The sequence below is a fragment of the Dorea sp. YH-dor226 genome, assembly GCF_039832105.1.
Lineage (GTDB): Bacteria > Bacillota > Clostridia > Lachnospirales > Lachnospiraceae > Dorea_A.
Map to the genome: position 1 here is coordinate 1 of NZ_JBDOHS010000012.1, position 18,168 is coordinate 18,168.

The 18,168-nt window shown below is 42.3% G+C and carries 16 protein-coding genes and 1 rRNA gene; 2 read left to right on the forward strand and 15 right to left on the reverse strand.

The features are described from left to right. From ABE547_RS10635 to ABE547_RS10645, 3 genes are all read right to left on the reverse strand, one after another. Positions 1-521: ribosomal RNA gene (locus ABE547_RS10635) — 16S ribosomal RNA — on the reverse strand; the annotation flags it as partial. A 401-nt stretch (positions 522-922) separates the two neighbouring features. Beyond that, entirely contained in the window at positions 923-1,618 is a 696-nt protein-coding gene (locus ABE547_RS10640; protein WP_347378760.1) for a hypothetical protein, read from the reverse strand. Between the two features lie 27 nt (positions 1,619-1,645). Then, positions 1,646-2,065, reverse strand: coding sequence for a S26 family signal peptidase (locus tag ABE547_RS10645; RefSeq protein ID WP_347378761.1), 420 nt, complete (start codon positions 2,063-2,065; stop codon positions 1,646-1,648). A 157-nt stretch (positions 2,066-2,222) separates the two neighbouring features. On the opposite strand from ABE547_RS10645, the gene ABE547_RS10650 reads away from it, so the two are divergent. Beyond that, complete coding sequence (locus tag ABE547_RS10650) at positions 2,223-3,797, forward strand: peptidoglycan DD-metalloendopeptidase family protein (protein WP_347378762.1); 1,575 nt, start codon at positions 2,223-2,225, stop codon at positions 3,795-3,797. A 47-nt stretch (positions 3,798-3,844) separates the two neighbouring features. On the opposite strand, the gene ABE547_RS10655 is transcribed toward ABE547_RS10650, so the two are convergent. From ABE547_RS10655 to ABE547_RS10705, 11 genes are all read right to left on the reverse strand, one after another. Continuing rightward, complete coding sequence (locus tag ABE547_RS10655; RefSeq protein WP_347378763.1) at positions 3,845-4,777, reverse strand: CvpA family protein; 933 nt, start codon at positions 4,775-4,777, stop codon at positions 3,845-3,847. 9 nt (positions 4,778-4,786) lie between these two features. Next, entirely contained in the window at positions 4,787-6,040 is a 1,254-nt protein-coding gene (locus tag ABE547_RS10660; RefSeq protein ID WP_347378764.1) for a DUF5711 family protein, read from the reverse strand. An 87-nt stretch (positions 6,041-6,127) separates the two neighbouring features. Further along, positions 6,128-7,207 (reverse strand): LysM peptidoglycan-binding domain-containing protein, encoded by a 1,080-nt coding sequence (locus tag ABE547_RS10665; RefSeq protein WP_347378765.1) that lies wholly within the window; start codon positions 7,205-7,207, stop codon positions 6,128-6,130. A 273-nt stretch (positions 7,208-7,480) separates the two neighbouring features. Then, complete coding sequence (locus ABE547_RS10670; RefSeq protein WP_347378766.1) at positions 7,481-8,422, reverse strand: transketolase family protein; 942 nt, start codon at positions 8,420-8,422, stop codon at positions 7,481-7,483. Continuing rightward, positions 8,410-9,246: a transketolase gene (locus ABE547_RS10675; RefSeq protein WP_347378767.1), complete on the reverse strand. Its 837-nt coding sequence runs from the start codon at positions 9,244-9,246 to the stop codon at positions 8,410-8,412. The genes ABE547_RS10670 and ABE547_RS10675 overlap by 13 nt, the downstream gene beginning before the upstream one ends. A gap of 35 nt (positions 9,247-9,281) precedes the next feature. Then, positions 9,282-9,935 carry a fructose-6-phosphate aldolase gene (fsa, locus tag ABE547_RS10680; protein WP_347378768.1) on the reverse strand — a complete coding sequence of 218 codons (654 nt, stop codon included), beginning with the start codon at positions 9,933-9,935 and terminating at the stop codon, positions 9,282-9,284. A 256-nt stretch (positions 9,936-10,191) separates the two neighbouring features. Then, a complete protein-coding gene (locus tag ABE547_RS10685) occupies positions 10,192-11,286 on the reverse strand; it encodes a LacI family DNA-binding transcriptional regulator (protein ID WP_347378769.1) in 1,095 nt (364 codons plus the stop codon). Positions 11,287-11,357: 71 nt separating this feature from the next. After that, on the reverse strand, positions 11,358-11,954 hold the full coding sequence (recR, locus tag ABE547_RS10690) for a recombination mediator RecR (RefSeq protein ID WP_347378770.1): 597 nt from the start codon (positions 11,952-11,954) through the stop codon (positions 11,358-11,360). Positions 11,955-11,970: 16 nt separating this feature from the next. After that, a complete protein-coding gene (locus ABE547_RS10695) occupies positions 11,971-12,324 on the reverse strand; it encodes a YbaB/EbfC family nucleoid-associated protein (RefSeq protein ID WP_235248443.1) in 354 nt (117 codons plus the stop codon). 34 nt (positions 12,325-12,358) lie between these two features. Then, positions 12,359-13,927 (reverse strand): DNA polymerase III subunit gamma/tau, encoded by a 1,569-nt coding sequence (dnaX, locus tag ABE547_RS10700; protein ID WP_347378771.1) that lies wholly within the window; start codon positions 13,925-13,927, stop codon positions 12,359-12,361. Positions 13,928-13,959: 32 nt separating this feature from the next. Then, positions 13,960-15,036: an ATP-dependent 6-phosphofructokinase gene (locus ABE547_RS10705; RefSeq protein WP_235248440.1), complete on the reverse strand. Its 1,077-nt coding sequence runs from the start codon at positions 15,034-15,036 to the stop codon at positions 13,960-13,962. Between the two features lie 223 nt (positions 15,037-15,259). On the opposite strand from ABE547_RS10705, the gene map reads away from it, so the two are divergent. Then, positions 15,260-16,069, forward strand: a complete 810-nt coding sequence (map, locus tag ABE547_RS10710; RefSeq protein WP_347378772.1) for a type I methionyl aminopeptidase — start codon at positions 15,260-15,262, stop codon at positions 16,067-16,069. Between the two features lie 52 nt (positions 16,070-16,121). On the opposite strand, the gene ABE547_RS10715 is transcribed toward map, so the two are convergent. Beyond that, a complete protein-coding gene (locus ABE547_RS10715; RefSeq protein ID WP_347378773.1) occupies positions 16,122-18,161 on the reverse strand; it encodes a glycoside hydrolase family 13 protein in 2,040 nt (679 codons plus the stop codon). Positions 18,162-18,168: the final 7 nt, after the last annotated feature.

Sequence of the window (18,168 nt, forward strand, 5' to 3'; positions counted from 1 at the left end):
TACCGCGGCTGCTGGCACGTAGTTAGCCGGGGCTTCTTAGTCAGGTACCGTCATTTTCTTCCCTGCTGATAGAAGTTTACATACCGAAATACTTCATCCTTCACGCGGCGTCGCTGCATCAGGCTTTCGCCCATTGTGCAATATTCCCCACTGCTGCCTCCCGTAGGAGTCTGGGCCGTGTCTCAGTCCCAATGTGGCCGGTCACCCTCTCAGGTCGGCTACTGATCGTCGGCTTGGTGAGCCGTTACCTCACCAACTACCTAATCAGACGCGGGTCCATCTCATACCACCGGAGTTTTTACCACCGTACCATGCGGTACCGTGGTCTTATGCGGTATTAGCAGTCATTTCTAACTGTTATCCCCCTGTATGAGGTAGGTTACCCACGCGTTACTCACCCGTCCGCCGCTCAGTCAAATGAACTTTCATCCGAAGAATCAGGTTCAAGTGCTTCGCTCGACTTGCATGTGTTAAGCACGCCGCCAGCGTTCATCCTGAGCCAGGATCAAACTCTCGTAAAAAAATCTTAAATCCGCTGTTACGCAGATCCAAAATCAAGTTCGTTCCAGTCCAAGAAAACTACTAGCTTTCTTATCCCTTTTACTGTTATTAGGTCGACATTTCCATGTCTTCGTTCTGAATTTTTCTCTTAAAGAAATCTTCAGGGTTGTTGTCTATTATTTAATTATCAAGGTTCTTTGTTGTCATTTGCGACAGCCATATTAGAATACCATACGTTCTGTCGTTTGTCAACAACTTTTTCAAATTATTTTTTGTTGTCTCATCGACAACTATTAAATGATATCATCCAAGTTTCTGATTGTCAACACTTTTCTGATATAATTTTAAGCAATTTATTTTTTCATCCTATAATTGCCGTTTAAAAATCCACCATATAACGTGGTGGATTTTTATCATAGCATTATTCATTTTTTTCGTCAAGCACTTCCTTCATATTTTTTTCTTCTGTTTTCTCTTGTTCTTCCACTTCAAATATTTCCATTGATTCCGCTTCTACTATGGCTTTTTGAAGATTGGAAACATTCTCCAGAATCTGAGAAAATTCTGCTGACAATGTGCGCAGTGAATCCGAATACTGCTGAAGTACATTGGAACAATACTCTTTATATGTTCTGCGCAATGTATCTTTATCATGTTCGAGGCGCTGCTGAATTTCTTTCAATTCTTCGATTGTATCCTTCTGCCTTGCCAGCTCTTCTTCCTGAGCCCCCAGTCTTTCCTGCTGTTCATCGCTTTTCTTTTTCAAAAGCTCTTTTTCAGTTTCATTTTCTTCCAGTGCAGCATCCATTGCTTCTATTGCAGTTGCCTTCTCCGCAAGCGCAGTTTCTTTTTCCTGCAAAACAGACTGTTTTTCACTCAGCAGGACACCTACTCTCTGCTGAAGCTGTGCAATGTTTTTCTCTGAAGCTTTAAGCCTTTGCTCATATTCTTCTTTTTGCTTTTCTTCACTTTTCTGAAACTCTTCTATATATTTCTGAAACATTCCAGTTATCACACCAAGCTTTACATATACATCTTCCCGATCAAAGCCTCCAAAAAAGGACTTTTTTATCTTCATCGTATTAACGTATTCCGTAATTTCCTGCATCTTATCCATTGTCTCTACCTCTTTTCTTCATTCTGATCATTGAAAAAAGTGAAATGTAAATATCACTTTTCCTTTTAACTGTTCCATGGCTACCGCTCCAAACGTTCGGGAATCTATGGAATTCTCCAGATTATCACTCAATAAAAAAACACTTTTTTCATCCAGAGAATAGATTCTCTTAATTACCTGTTGGCGATCAACTTCTGCAATCACGACGTCATTTGCTTTATACGCTTTCTCCAGACGCGAATATACCACCACGCTGTTCTCCGGAATTCCAGGCTCCATTGATGTACCTTTGATAATTGTAATCCCAAACAAAATCTGAAACAACAGATAACAAAGCAGAACTGTCGAAAACGTCAGCCGAAGAATTCCAGCAAGCTGCTTTCTTTTTCTCTCTTTTTTTATCAATCTTTCTATCACATCTGACATTTCTACATATGTTTCTGCCACATTATCCCTCTTTTCACACATACCATCATTATACCAGATTTCTCCCCGTAATCAACTGAAACCCCTGGAAATGAGAACTTTGATGCCTTGTGAATCCTTTTCCGCCATGCTATAATATACTCTATGAATAATCATACCTATTAAGGAGGTTCACATCTTGCGTAATTCCAGATTTCTACATATATTTATTCGTGCTTCCATTGTTGCTTCCATAACAATTGGAATGCTTACAGTCAGCATCAACGAAACATCTGCTTTGAGTGAAGCAAACTCTACTACAGAGAATTCCGGTTCCGTTGCATCCAGTGAGGAAACCGTTGAAGCAGAGACCCCGGAAAATATCCCGGACGCTTCTACAGACATGATCAGTGATACTACCGAGAATCCTGATATCACCTGTAATGAAGAATCCAGTTCTTCCGAACCAGCCGACCCCGTTGATCAGGATACGGAAGTTTCCCAGCCTGCCGATCCATCGGAAGGTACTGACGATTCCTCCGAAGATGCTTCCGAACCCGCAGATTCTTCGGAAGAAACATCCTGGCCAGAAGATAACGATATTTCGGAAACCCCTTCCCTGCCATCGGAATCACCTGAAGAATCACCTGAAGAATCACCCGAAAATCCTTCTGATCAGAATACGAATCCGGTAGTTTCCGGTTCGTCAGACTCTTCTTCTGTTTCCGAAAATATCCGGCCGCAGGAAAATGTTCCATCTTCTTCGGAACGTACGCTTCGTGATGATCAGATGAACACGACCCGAATCGCATCATCCTTTTCTCCTTCACGGCCATTTCCGGATGCCAGCGAAAAGATCAAATACAATGTTTCACTTCCAATTGATAATATACCTGCATTCATTACACAGGAAATGATTGTCGGAGCGTTGAAATGTCAGGACGAAACCGGATTTCCGGCTTCTGTTACCATTGCACAGATCATCCAGGAATCCGGATACGGTTATTACGGGGAAGGCGGGGAAAATGGACAGGGACTGTCCTATCTCGCGTATCAATATTGTAACCTGTTCGGCATCAAAGGAAAAGGACCAGCCGGAACCGTTAACATGCGTACCGGAGAACAAACTGTATTTGGCGAAAATTATACGATTACAGCCGGATTCCGCATTTACAACACCTACACAGAATGTATTGAAGATCGAACAAAACTTTTACAAAACTATTATTCAGACTTGACTGCCGGCGTTACAGACGCCAATACATTTGCCATGAAGATTGCTGGTCGCTGGGCAACCAGCCTGACATACGGGCAGAATCTCATCGCACAGATGAAACATTATGATCTCTACCGACTGGATGAAATGACGCTGAAAGAATTCAGCGATATGATCGGACGTTTCGCCAATCCATGTCCCGGCGCTTATCTGACCAGTGGATTCGGTTATCGCACATTCGACGATTCTTTCCACAAGGGAATTGATCTTGGAACCAACGGCTACAATCTCCCGACTTATGCCGCCGAAGCCGGTACCGTTATCAAAGCCGAATGGGACAACACCGCCGGATACTGGATTGTTATCGATCATGGTAATGGACTGGTTACCAAATATATGCATCACAAAGAAATCTACGTTGAGGAAGGGCAGCATGTAGAGAAGGGGCAACAGATCGGTCTCACCGGAAATACCGGAAACTCTTCGGGTGTTCACCTGCATTTTCAAATCGAGGAAAACGGCTCTGCTGTTGATCCCGTCCCTTACCTTTCTGAATAGCCAAAAAGGACTGTTGATTTCACAACAGTCCTTTTTCATATCTTCTCTTATTTTTTTAACGTTACTGCAAGTTTCAAAACCGGATTATAATCGTAGATCATTTTCAGAATCTGATCCGACTGAATCGTATCATAAAGTTCCCTTCCGATTGCCGTAGTATACAAAAGTGTGATCAGGGCAAAGCATGTCCATACAATGAACAGTGCTCCGATTATCCCGGCCAGACCTCCGGCCAATCGGTTGATCAGGCCAAGTACAGGAAGCTCTGAAACAATATCAAGTGCAAACACAATAGCGCGTACAACAATCGTTACAAGAATAAATGTACACAAAAAAGCCACCATGTTAATAATCATCTTCGAAAGATAATTACCTACGTACTGCGGAAATGTTTCTGCTCCCACTTTGCTGTATGTTTCTTCATTGTTGTTGCTGGCAAGCAGATTTTTGAATATCTGTGGTAGATCCGCACTGTCGATCGCTTTATCCTGAATCTCTTTTGGTATATTGGCATGATCGAGAGCGTCTGCCAGTGATTCGTTCTTCCCCTGATTCAGGCCCGCAAGTATATTACCGGAAATTCCATATTGTGCAAGATCTTCACTGCTTACATTTCCATTCACAATATCTTCCACAGAAATTCCATATTCAGCCAGCTCCTCTTCACTGATACCTGCTGCTTTCAAAACTCTTCTCACACTGTCTGCATTCAGTCCCTGTTCCACCTGTTCACCTGCAGCCTCTGCGAGCTCTGTGGCAGCTGCATTTACCATTGCCGAAGACACCTGACTTCTGATCATATCATCCATCGGTGTATACTTTTCAATCGTATGGGCAACATATGGGGTGACGAAAAACACCAGAACAAGTGTAACTATTGTGGTAAGCAGTGACACTGCGATTCGTATTGCTCCCCTGCAGAATCCTACTATCATACATATCAGAACCACTCCGCCAACAGACATTAACATCCAATTCATACGTTCTCCTTATTTCACAAGCCTGACATTTTCCATGCCGCTTGCGCTCATCACAATGTATTTATTTACGCCTTCAATTGGAAAGATCTCCAGAATATTGTTATCCATCTCCCCATCATATTTTTGTATTCCGCTCCTCAAAAAGATACTGCATTTCTTACCGTCGTACATAATCACCTGATCCCCACAGATTTTCACATTATTGTAATCTCCGGTAAAATCCTTTGACAATGCTACTTTGCCGTTTTTATTATATAACCTGAGTTCGTAACCTTCTTTTCCTTCATTCTTCAGAACCAGGCCAATATATCTTTCATTATGGAAAACACTTTTTATCTCCTTATCCATAGTGATCTCTGTTTTTTCTTCCGGAATATCTGTCCCCTGATAAATGACCATCCGGTTATCCCCGACCGCCACGGATGTAGAAGAATCCATATAAAACCCAGATGCCATAATTGTATCTTCATACTCTTTATACGTCACCTGATGGTCTGTCTTATCCGCTCCGGCCTCGCCAAAATTATAATAGATTACTTTTGAGGTAATCTTTCCCTGCTGCGTACACAGATACAGAACCTGCATCACTTCACCATTTTCTGACATCGAAAGGTCCAGCGGATATCCCGTCCCTGACAAAGATGCTTTGTGTTCTACCAGAACATTTCCGGCTGTATCATAGCACAAAATTTTTGCCGAGGTATCGTCTTTCAGAATCGCTCCGACAATTCCCTGCTCTGATACATGGATCTTTTCAATTGGAAGAGTAGTATGTATCTCACCTTTCAATCCATCTTCGCCAAACACCATGATGTCATTGCCGCCCTTGTCTGCAACTGCCGCCGTTTTTTCTCCGACAACGACAAACGGATTTTTAATCTGATAGGACTGATTCCATTGTTCCTCTCCTTTTTTATTCAGATAGACAATACCATCCCGACTATACTTCAGCACCCCTTTCGCATATTGCACATAGCTGCTGTTTGCGGCCCCTTTAATAGTGTAGGTATCACTTATACGTGCTTCCGTATAAGTCTGCAGATTGATGAATAAAAAGATTGCTATCGCAACTGCTGCCACTGCCAGAATACAGAGCAGTATTTTTCTTCTTGTTTTCTTTTTATGTTGCCTGATCTCTTCCTCCACATCTGTCTGTATGCCATCTTCATTCTTCAGTTCATCCAGAATTTGTTCAACGATCAGATCCGTCGGATCCACCTGTGAATCCACGACATGAAGGTTTTTGTTCTTTCGGTGCATCATGAATTACCCTTTCGCCTTCCCTCTCAGTGCTTTGAGTTATATATATGCACTGTTATTGCTTTGTGCACATTATACCATATTTCTCTCCTAAGGTAGTAATAATTTTTGTCCAATATAGATAAGGTTTCCATCTGACAACCCATTCATTTTGCAAATCGCTTCTACATGCAATGCATTTCCGTATATCTTCTCACTGATACTGTCCAGTGTGTCTCCTTTTTTCACAACATAATAATCTTCTTCACTCAATTGTTCCTGAATCGTCGATGTCTCCGGAACAGTGCCGGATGATGCCGCATCGGTGCTTTGAGATTCCTCTTTATTGTCACTCGTCTGCACGGACTGCTCATTTGCGATCGCTTCTTCCGCCAACTGTTCTTGGTCTGCCTCTCCGACTCCCACTGACTGAGACAATGCCTCCAGAGAAGACTGTACCGCTTCCATTTTATCATAATTATTCATGGTTGAAACACCGATTGCCAATACAACAACCACCAGCAATATACTGGTGACATATGCGAACCTGGAATTCTGCCTTTGCTCCTTATCTTCCAGTTTTTCTCTTACGGCACTACGAAAATCCTTTGCAGCTCGATCCTCAACCATTTCACTGGGTGTAACGCCAATCTTTTTACGCGTACTGATCATGTAGTTCTGCATCGACGGATTTTTTTCATAATAGATATAATGACCGCCAATCTGCATAAGTTCTCCATACTTATATGCATAAAACATCTCTTCTTTTTCTATCACATCCTTCCATACAAAAACCGTATCACTTCTGGAAAAAGTTTTTTCGTGAATATTCCGGATTTCTCTGCTTCTGCTCATAGGCCGCCCTTTTTCAAGCAGACACCATCCCACAATATCATATTCCGGGAAAAACCGCTTTCGCTCTTCATCCGCTTCATTCCACATCTCATCCGTGATCTTCAGTTCTTCGGCATTTACCTCAATATCACTTAATTTAACAGCACCAGAGATATATACAACTCCCTGTCCATCCTGCGTCAGAATCTCGCCCACTAAAGCTATGCCCGCCGGATTATCTGTTACTTTTTCGCACATCTGATTCAGATACGTATCCACATAATCCTCCACATATATCTTAGGTTCATCACTGACATTACCAATCTGCCTTACATTTTTTGGAAACTGTTTTTCCATATATACTCACCTCGTTTTATATATTTTTGCATATGATATCATATGAAGTCCGCATAATTTAGCAATTGATGGGACTTGTCCCGAAAAAATTGCGGGATATTTCGAGACACTTCGACCGGAAGTGTTAATTAGGGACAGGGGATTTTGAATTTGGGACGGAGGATTTTGAAAAATCCTCCGTCCCAAATTCAAAATCCCCTGTCCCTTTTTTACTCATCAAAAAAATTCCAGGATTTCTCCTGGAATTTTTCCTTATCTGCATTTATGATTTTTCTATTTTACAAAGGCTTTTACTTTTTCATAAATACTGTCTGCATCTAATCCGTATTTTTTAATCAGCTGTACTGCCGGTCCGGACTCGCCAAATGTGTCGTTAACACCAATCTTCATTACTTTTGCCGGTGCTTTTTCTGCAACCACATCACATACAGCACTTCCCAAGCCGCCAATTACGGAATGTTCTTCTACCGTTACGATCTTTCCAGTCTTTGCCGCTGCTGCAATCACAGCTTCTTCATCCAATGGTTTAATCGTATGCATATTGATTACTTCTGCACTGATTCCATCTGCTGCCAGCTTTTCTGCTGCAGCCAGGGACTCAGATACCGGAAGTCCGGATGCGATAATTGTTACATCTGTGCCTTCACGCAGTGTGATCGCCTTTCCAAGTTCAAATTTATATTCCGGTGTATCATTGATTACCGGAACTGCCAGTCTTCCGAAACGGAGATATACCGGTCCAACATGTTCATACGCTGCTTTTACTGCTGCCTTCGCTTCCACATCATCGGAAGGATTGATTACCACCATTCCCGGAATCGTTCTCATCAAAGCAATGTCTTCATTACACTGGTGGGTTGCTCCATCTTCTCCTACTGAGATTCCCGCATGTGTTGCCCCGATTTTTACATTTAACTTCGGATATCCGATGGAGTTACGAACCTGCTCGTAAGCACGCCCTGCTGCAAACATTGCGAAGGAACTTGCAAATGGTACTTTTCCGGTTGTTGCAATTCCCGCTGCAACGCCCATCATATTACATTCTGCAATTCCACAGTCAATATGACGTTCCGGAAACGCCTTTTTAAATGTTCCGGTCTTTGTAGCAGCTGCAAGATCGGCATCCAGTACTACAACATCTTCATGTTCTTTTCCAAGTTCAACCAAAGCATTACCGTAGCTTTCTCTTGTTGCGATTTTCTTTACTTCTGACATAATGCTTCACCTACCTTTTCTAAGTCTGCCATAGCGACTGCATACTGCTCGTCATTCGGAGCACTTCCATGCCATGCTACCTGATTTTCCATGAAGGAAACTCCTTTTCCTTTTACAGTCTTCGCGATGATCGCTGTTGGCTGTCCCTTTGTAGCACGTGCTTCTTTAAATGCAGCGTCAATCTCATCAAAATCATTTCCATTGATGTTGATCACATGGAAATTAAATGCCTCAAACTTCTTATCAATCGGATAAGGAGAGTTTACTTCATCAATTGGTCCATCAATCTGGAGATTGTTGTTATCCACGATCACCACCAGATTGTCAAGTTTACGGAATCCTGCCAGCATGGCAGCTTCCCATACCTGACCTTCCTGAATCTCTCCATCTCCAAGCAGAGTATAAACTCTGTAATCGTCTCCTGATAATTTTGCAGAAACAGCCATTCCTACTGCAGCGGAAATTCCCTGTCCCAGAGATCCACTGGACATATCTACTCCCGGAATATGTTTCATATCCGGATGTCCCTGCAGGTAGGATCCCACTTTACGAAGCGTTGTCAGATCTTCTACCGGGAAAAATCCTCTGTTCGCCAGAGCAGAATAGTATCCCGGCGCTGTATGTCCTTTGGAAAGTACAAAACGGTCGCGATCTGCTTTTTTCGGATCCTCTGGATCAATATTCATTTCTTCAAAATAAAGATAAGTGTAAATATCAGCAGCAGACAATGAGCCACCCGGATGTCCGGATTTTGCGCTGTGGACAGCTGCAATGATCCCCTTGCGGACTTCATTTGCCGTCTTCATCAACTCTAATTTGTTCATGTTCATCCTCCTAAAATTCTGTTTTCTGATTCAGATTATTCTCCAAACACTGCTTTATAATCAGCCTGGAATTTTGCAATACCTGCATCTGTCAGAGGATGCTTTGTCATCTGCTCGATTACTTTATATGGAACAGTTGCAATATCAGCTCCTGCAAGTGCACAGTCTGTTACATGCATTGGGTGACGAACACTTGCTGCGATAATCTCTGTTTCGATTCCTGCAATTTCAAAGATCTGGGCGATCTCGGAGATCAGATCTGTTCCTCTTACAGAAATATCATCCAGACGTCCAAGGAACGGAGATACATAAGTTGCACCTGCTCTTGCTGCAAGAAGTGCCTGATTTGCAGTAAAGATCAAAGTAACATTTGTCTTGATGCCTTCAGAAGATAACTGCTTACAAGCCTTTAAACCTTCTACAGTCATTGGGATCTTAACAACCATATTCGGATGGATCTTTGCGATCTCTCTTCCTTCCTTGATCATTCCTTCTGCATCAACTGTTGTTGCCTTTACCTCACCGCTGATTGGTCCGTCTACGATAGAAGCAATCTCTGCAATTACATCTTCGAATACTTTTCCTTCCTTGGCAATCAGAGATGGATTTGTTGTCACTCCGCAGATAACCCCCATATCATTTGCTTTTCTAATGTCTTCCACATTAGCTGTGTCAATGAAAAATTTCATTTTTCTTCCTCCTTTTTTGCTGTTAATATGTTTCACTTACCACTTGTCTGAATTATAACTTATGCTATGAATATTGGTCAATAGCCTCTATTTTTTATTAGTAATTATCTTTATTAATATTATTATATTATTAGTTTGATTTTTGAAAAATCAATCATATTTTTCCGCAAAAAAATTAATTATTCTGCGAAAATGATGTAAAGAAATCTTTCTATTGTCGTCTTTATTAGTAATAATTTCCCCAAAAGAATTAATTTTATTTTCTTCTTTGATTTTTTGCATAGCCCGTTGTCCCTCTGACAATCAATCTTGGCTCATATTCAACATGATAAGTGCTGATCGGAGGCATCTCCGAATACGTTGAATGATGAAGCGCAATCTTTTTCATAATAATATCGCAGGCGTCCCTTCCCTTATATATGACAAAATGTTCTATCGTAGTCAGATCCACATTATGCATTCGGGCAAACAACGTATTATCGCATCCCATAACCGATACTTCTGAAGGCACTTTAATCTTAAATTCATGAAGGGCGTCCATAATTCCGAATGCAATCATATCATTTAGTCCGACAATTGCCGTAACATCCGGATTCTCCATCACCACTTCATGCGTCAGTTCATATCCGATCATATACTCTGAATCAATATGCGCAACATCCAGATCAATTTCTTCCTTTGCAGCCTTGATGATCACCTGATCTTTCAGCCCCATTTTTTCATATTCCTTCAGAAAACCTTCCACACGTTTAGAACGCTGTTTTTGCCTGGCAGTAAGAGGAGGTGCAATATAAGCAACTTTAAAGTGTCCAAGTTCCAGCAAATGCCTGGCCATGACACGTCCCAGTTTCGCATTATCCAGTTCTACCGCATCAACATCCATTTTTTCATTCTGATTATTCACAACCGCTACGGGAATCTGCTGTCCAAGCTCCTCCACCAGATCCATAAAGCAATGACTGGGATTAAACGTATAAATAATGCCCAGCGGACGCATCTGCCACATCATCTTAAGATATCTTTCCTCCATTTTCAGATCACGCTGCGTATTACACACAAACAGTCCAAATCCCTGCTCTTTCGCACGGGACTCTATCCCCTGAAGAAGCATCACATAATAAGGATTGGTGAGATTCGGGCAGAAAACCACCAGCAGCTTCTCCTGGCGCGTTCCCTTTCTTACCTTCCTTTTAGGCGGAAGATATCCCAAATCTTTTGCCGCCTTTTCCACCTTTTCCACAGTTTCCTTTGAAAAAGACATGTTATACTTCTTATTCAATATCATCGATACCGTAGATTGAGATACCCCCGCGGCACGGGCAATATCTACAGATGTTATCTTTTTCTTCATCTTAATACCTCATTAGGGACAGGGGATTTTTAATTTGGGACGGAGGATTTTTAAAAATCCTCCGTCCCAAATTAAAGCTCCGTTCTGCCTTCCAGTGCCCGAAGTAATGTTACTTCGTCAATATATTCAAGATCTCCTCCTACAGGAACGCCGCTTGCAATTCTGCTCACTTTGATTCCTGTCGGTTTTATCAGTTTACTGATATACATAGCCGTCGTTTCACCTTCCAGGCTTGAGTTAGTAGCAATAATCACTTCATCCACATCTCCCTGAAGGCGCGCAATCAACTCTTTTAGTTTGATATCTTCCGGTCCGATCCCCAGCATGGGGGAAATTGCACCGTGCAGCACATGATATACTCCATTATATTTTCCTGTTTTTTCATAGGCCGCCAGGTCTCTTGTGTTTTCTACCACCATAATTGTCTTGTGGTCTCTTCCACTGTTACTGCATATCGGACACAATTCCTGATCGGTAAGAGTACAGCACTCTTTGCAATATTTTATATTTTCTCTCGCTTCCACCATTGTTAAAGCAAGTCTTTTTACATCTTCCAATGGCATATGAATCAAGTGAAAAGCCAGCCTTGACGCTGACTTTGCTCCTATGCCCGGAAGGCATGATAATTCTTCTATCAACCTGCTCATCTGGCTGCTGTAATAATCCATATTATGCAACTCCCTGTTAGAATAATCCCGGCATTCCTCCACCCATGCCACCGGTAAACTTGGACATTGCAGAGGCAGACTCTTCGTCTACTTTATCAAATGCTTCATTAATCGCTGCCACAATAAGATCCTCTAACATCTCAACATCATCCGGATCAACAACTTCTTCATCCAGTTTGATTTTCAGCAATTTCTTTGTTCCGGAAACAGTTGCCTCAACCGCGCCGCCTCCAGCAGTCGCACTGAACTCTTTTGTCTCCATCTCTTTTGCCTGTTCTTCCATCTGACGCTGCATTTTCTGTGCCTGCTTCATCAGATTTGCCATATTTCCCGGCATTCCTCCACCCGGAAATCCTCCTCTTTTTGCCATAATTACAATCCTCCTGTTATTTTATTTATATTATCTAATCTTCTATCGTTATATCCATATGAATCATGCTTTCAAGATCCACAAAACTATCTTCGAATCTCCGTCCCTCTTCAATATGTCGAATTTCTACTTCAATTCGCTTTCCAATCTTTTCTTCTATCAGACCTTCTATCTCTCCCCGATGTTCCGGCGTCGCAACTATCCCTGCACTCATCTCATCCGGTAATACGATCAGCAGACGATTGCCTTCACCCGCACTGAGCCGTGCTTTTTTCAGATAAGTACGAAGCATCGGTGATGCCTGACTGGTAATCATCCGGAAATCTTTGGCAACTGCCTTTACCTCTTCATTCAGGGCCGCCGGAAGTTCTGGCTTTGGCTTCGGCTCTACTTCCTCTGGTGTCCCATTTACATAGATCACTTTCTCTCTGGCGCCGGTCTCAAAATCTCCCTCATCCAGTCTTTTTTCAACTGCACGGATACGATCAAGAAGTGCATCCTGATTCTGATCCATAGCCGGACAACAAAGCTTGATCAAGGTCACCTCCAGAAGCACTCTCTTCTGCGTCGCATATTTTAACTGACCGCTAAGATCTGAAAAAATCCGGATATAACGGATCAATGTATCGTTATCGATCATCTGCGCTTCTTCTTTTAACAGCAACAGATTTTCCGTTGATACATCCAGTACGTCTTCCATATCATCTGAACATTTCACCAGCAGAAGATTACGAAGATACCATGTAAAGTCCGTCGAAAGCTGAGACAGTTCTCTGCCCTGCATCACCAGTTCATCCACGATTTCCATTACTTTATGCACATTCATTGCAAGCAGTTCTCTGAGTAATCTGCTGAACACTTCTGTGTCCACCGCCCCCAGTACTTCCAGCACATGATCATAGGTCAGCCTTTCCCCCATGTAAAATGCTGCACACTGGTCAAGAAGGCTCAAGGAATCCCGCATGGATCCATCTGCTGCTCTTGCAATATAACGCACAGCTTTGTCTTCAACATCCCACTGTTCCTTATCGATCAGCTCTCTCAGTCTGTCGGAAATCGTGTCAATGGAAATGCGTTTAAAATCATAGCGCTGACACCGGCTCAGTATTGTAATCGGAATCTTATGCGCCTCCGTAGTCGCCAGAATAAATATTACGTATTCCGGTGGTTCTTCCAGTGTTTTCAAAAGTGCATTAAACGCACCAATAGACAGCATGTGAACCTCGTCTATAATATATACTTTATATCTTCCCTCTGTCGGCCTGTACGTTACTTCTTCACGGATTTCCCGGATATTATCTACACCATTGTTAGAAGCCGCATCAATCTCGATCACATTCATGGATGTGCCGGCCGCAATCGACCGGCACATTGCACATTCGCCACATGGACTTCCATCAACCGGATGCTCACAGTTCACCGCTTTTGCAAATATTTTCGCCACGGTTGTTTTTCCTGTTCCCCTCGTCCCGCAGAACAGATATGCATGACCGATGCGATCAGATTTTATCTGATTTTTTAACGTTTTTACAATGGCATCCTGCCCTTTTACATCCTCAAATTCACTTGGACGAAACTTTCGGTATAATGCCGTATATGACATTCGTTACACTCCCCGTCTTTCAATTCGCTGTCTTATTCGTCACCAAAACTGATTCCTGTCAGTTTTGCCTCTTTAATGATATCTGCCTTAGGATCCACGTATTTTAACTTTCCTGCTACTTCCTGCAGCGGCACTTTTACAATATCCTGATTCTTGGTTCCAAGCATATAACCATACTCGCCTTTCAGAATTGCTTCTGCCGCAGCCGCTCCAAGTCTTGTTGATAACACTCTGTCATAAGCACATGGAGATCCACCTCTCTGCGTATGTCCCGGTACAGTGATTCTTACTTCTTTGTCTGATTTCTTCTGAATTCTCTCTGCCAGCTCATATGCAACAGATGGATATTTTTTCTTTTCTTTTTTCTCTTTTAATTCCTTTTTGCTAAGCGCTGCATCCCCTTTTGAAATAGCTCCCTCTGCAACTGCAATGATTGTAAATCTCTTGCCTGCTTTATCACGTTTTTCTATTGCATCTACTACGACATTGATATCATATGGAATCTCGGGCAGAAGAATAATGTCCGCTCCACCAGCAATACCTGCATGAAGCGTAACCCACCCCACTTTATGTCCCATTACTTCGATAATAAACACACGACTGTGAGAGGTAGCCGTTGTATGAATCTTGTCAATGGTATCCGTTGCAATGTCAACCGCGCTCTGGAAACCAAATGTCATATCTGTTCCCCACAAGTCATTATCGATCGTCTTCGGAAGTGTAATTACATTCAGTCCCTCTTCTCTCAGCATATTGGCAGTTTTATGCGTACCATTGCCTCCCAGAACCACAAGACAATTCAGATTCAGCTTATGATAAGTATGCTTCATCGCTTCAACTTTATCCAGCCCATTCTCATCCGGAACACGCATTAATTTAAACGGCTGTCTGGATGTCCCCAGAATCGTTCCGCCCTGTGTTAATATTCCGGAAAAATCTCTTGAAGTAAGCATTTTAAAATTTGAATAAATCAGCCCCTTATATCCATCCTGAAATCCATAGATTTCAACATCATCTCTTTTTGAGCAAAGTCCTTTTACTACACCTCGCATAGCGGCATTCAAAGCCTGACAATCTCCGCCGCTTGTTAACATTCCTATTCTTAACATACGCCCACTCCTTTCCTCTTACTTACATATGTCTCACCAAAACCATATTCCACATAAAATTGCCCGGAATACAGTAAAAATTATAACGTATTTTAAAAAAACGCACAATAGGGACGGAGGATTTTTAAAAATCCTCCGTCCCAAATTAAAAATCCCCTGTCCCTTTTTAGTAAACGTGCTATAATAGCATGTGGATAATATTGTGTAGAAAGTAGGTAATCATGTGGATAAGTTGGATATAAAATTATGGACGCTGGAAGCGAAGGGACACATTGTTCCTGACCGCTCTCTGCTAAAAACACCAGAGCAAATTGATGCAATAAAAAAAAGTGCTGATCTAAACACTGCTGTTCTTGATCATGTCGCAGCACATATTCATGCCGGTATGAGTACAGCTGAAATCGATCGGCTTGTATATGATTATACTGTAGAACACGGCGGAATTCCGGCACCTTTACATTATCAGGGTTTCCCGAAAAGTGTCTGCACTTCTATCAATAACGTAATCTGCCATGGCATTCCAGATGAAAACGAGATTCTTGTCGAGGGAGATATTGTTAACGTTGATGTATCTACCATACTGAACGGATATTTTTCTGATGCTTCACGTATGTTTACTATCGGAAACATATCTCCAAAGGCCGAAAAACTCGTACGTGTTACCAGAGAATGCGTTGAACTTGGCTTAAAAGCAGCAAAACCATGGGGACACCTCGGAGATATCGCATATGCAATCAACACACATGCAAGGGCAAATGGATATTCCGTGGTTGAAGAAATTGGCGGCCATGGAATCGGGCTTGCTTTTCACGAAGAACCTTTTGTGAGCTATGTGACTCCGAAAGGCAGTGAAATGGTGCTGGTTCCTGGAATGATATTTACGATAGAACCGATGATCAACGAAGGCGGACCTGATTTTTATATTGATGAAGATAATGGATGGACTGTATATACAGACGATGATGGGCTCTCTGCGCAGGTCGAATATATGGTTCTGATTACAGAAACCGGTGTGGAAGTTTTAACGAAATAAAGAAATAAAAACGTTACTAGGGGACGGGGGATTTTTAAAAATCCCCCGTCCCCTAGTTATCATAGTACATCACTAAAGCGGAATGTGCCCCCATATTTACCACTACTTCACCATCTTCAACCAGATATTCTTCGTAATCTGTTGTATATCCGTCGAGATAAGAATATATCTCTTTTTTCATTCTGCATTTTACAGGAACTTCAGCCTCCCATACCGGAACGGTTATCTGTGTTAGTTCACTGCGATTATTAATGATAACAATTACTTTATCATTCTCCTTAAATCTTCCATAAGCAAGTATATTTTCATCACCCTTGATAATCTTCAGAGAACCGGTTCGAAGTGCCGGATGTTCCTTGTGAATCCGGATCATTTCTCTGTGAAATGCGATCAGTTCTTTATCTTCATGTCCCCACGGATAGGTCCTTCTGTTATCCGGATCCGTGAAACCACAGACGCCGGCCTCATCTCCATAATATACTGTAGGCGCTCCAATCCATGTCATCTGCATGACCACCGCTTCCCGCATGACTCCGAGATTGACATATTCATTTGCCGCCTTCGGTCCGAGATTTTCCACACGTCCTACCATATGATTGGTCCGTGTAAGAAATCTGGAGTGATCATGATTCGAAAGCTCATTCATTGCCACCTGAAGTGAAGGTGTCAGCATATTCGACATATGATGTGAAATAGAGCTGATGAAATTATCTGCATTACCCAGAAGTTCCTCTCTGGCTTCATCACTGTGTTTTTCCATACCGGTCAGAAACCAGGTTACAGGCTCCATAAATGCATCATAATTCATAACCGTATCCCACTCGTCTCCCTGAAGCCAGTCACTTGGATCCCCATAATGTTCGGCAAGAATCAAAGCACCCGGATTTGCATTCTTAACTGCACGTCGGAATTTTTTCCAGAAACGGTGATTATATTCATTGCTGCGGCCAAGATCCGCCGCCACATCAAGGCGCCATCCATCTACGTTATACGGAGGAGACACCCACTTTCTTCCGATATATAATATATAATTTTCAAGCTTTACAGAATCTTCATAATTGAGTTTTGGAAGCGTATCATGTCCCCACCAGCCGTCATAATTATGATTATACGGCCAGTTTTCCGACTCTTCTTTAAAGAAACGGAAGTAACTTTTATAGGGACTGTCCGGAGAAATATATGCTCCGGGAGCGTACCCTTCCTGTTTTTCATATACTCTTTCCCTGTCCATCCATTTATTAAAAGAACCACAATGATTAAATACACCGTCCAGAATGATCTTCATTCCACGCTTATGCAGTTCTTCTACCAGCTGAATAAACAGCTGATTGCTGGCTTCCAGATTTTCCGGGTCTGTCGTTCTTTTCTGATATTTTGTCGCTTTGCTGTTCTCTGTGACTCCCTGTGCCAGTACTTCGCCTCCGTCATTCACAATCCTGCCGTAATGCGGATCAATATAATCATAATCCTGAATATCATACTTATGATTGGAGGGAGATACAAACAATGGATTAAAATACAGCACCTCTACCCCCAGATCCTGCAGATAATCCAGCTTATCGATGACTCCCTGGAGATCGCCGCCGTAGAACTCACGAACCCCCATTGCCGCAGGATATTTATTCCAGTCTGTTACTTTCTGGGAATAATCTCCGATATAATAATACTCATTTGTTTCCACGTCATTCGTTGGATCTCCGTTATAAAAGCGGTCTGTATATATCTGATACATGACCGCCCCCTTCGCCCAGTCCGGCGTCGAGAAACCGGGAACAATCACAAAATTGTAAAATTCCACGATTTCCTTCGATACGCCACACCTGTTATAATAACATTTTTCTTCGTTATTTTGAATTTCAAAACAATACCGGAAGGGATCCTCATTCAGTCTCCAGCTGATCTGATAATAGTCAAATTCACCTTCCGACTTTTCCTTTTCCATATCATAGCCTCCGACTTTCGTCATTAGCCGTACTCTCTTTGCATCATCCTTTGCCGTTCGAAAACGCAGCGTTACCAATTCATTCTCTACCGGCTCAGCCGGATACACATAACTGGCCGTCCCATCACAAAATAAAGCTGCTTCCCTCATGCTGCAC

Bases quoted from the DNA above. Each gene is read 5' to 3' on its own strand.
- ABE547_RS10640 (WP_347378760.1), bottom strand. From the start codon at position 1,618: ATGGATAAGATGCAGGAAATTACGGAATACGTTAATACGATGAAGATA.
- ABE547_RS10655 (WP_347378763.1), bottom strand. From the start codon at position 4,777: ATGAATTGGATGTTAATGTCTGTTGGCGGAGTGGTTCTGATATGTATG.
- ABE547_RS10660 (WP_347378764.1), bottom strand. From the start codon at position 6,040: ATGATGCACCGAAAGAACAAAAACCTTCATGTCGTGGATTCACAGGTG.
- ABE547_RS10665 (WP_347378765.1), bottom strand. From the start codon at position 7,207: ATGGAAAAACAGTTTCCAAAAAATGTAAGGCAGATTGGTAATGTCAGT.
- ABE547_RS10670 (WP_347378766.1), bottom strand. From the start codon at position 8,422: ATGTCAGAAGTAAAGAAAATCGCAACAAGAGAAAGCTACGGTAATGCT.
- ABE547_RS10675 (WP_347378767.1), bottom strand. From the start codon at position 9,246: ATGAACAAATTAGAGTTGATGAAGACGGCAAATGAAGTCCGCAAGGGG.
- fsa (WP_347378768.1), bottom strand. From the start codon at position 9,935: ATGAAATTTTTCATTGACACAGCTAATGTGGAAGACATTAGAAAAGCA.
- ABE547_RS10685 (WP_347378769.1), bottom strand. From the start codon at position 11,286: ATGAAGAAAAAGATAACATCTGTAGATATTGCCCGTGCCGCGGGGGTA.
- recR (WP_347378770.1), bottom strand. From the start codon at position 11,954: ATGGATTATTACAGCAGCCAGATGAGCAGGTTGATAGAAGAATTATCA.
- ABE547_RS10695 (WP_235248443.1), bottom strand. From the start codon at position 12,324: ATGGCAAAAAGAGGAGGATTTCCGGGTGGAGGAATGCCGGGAAATATG.
- dnaX (WP_347378771.1), bottom strand. From the start codon at position 13,927: ATGTCATATACGGCATTATACCGAAAGTTTCGTCCAAGTGAATTTGAG.
- ABE547_RS10705 (WP_235248440.1), bottom strand. From the start codon at position 15,036: ATGTTAAGAATAGGAATGTTAACAAGCGGCGGAGATTGTCAGGCTTTG.
- ABE547_RS10715 (WP_347378773.1), bottom strand. From the start codon at position 18,161: ATGAGGGAAGCAGCTTTATTTTGTGATGGGACGGCCAGTTATGTGTAT.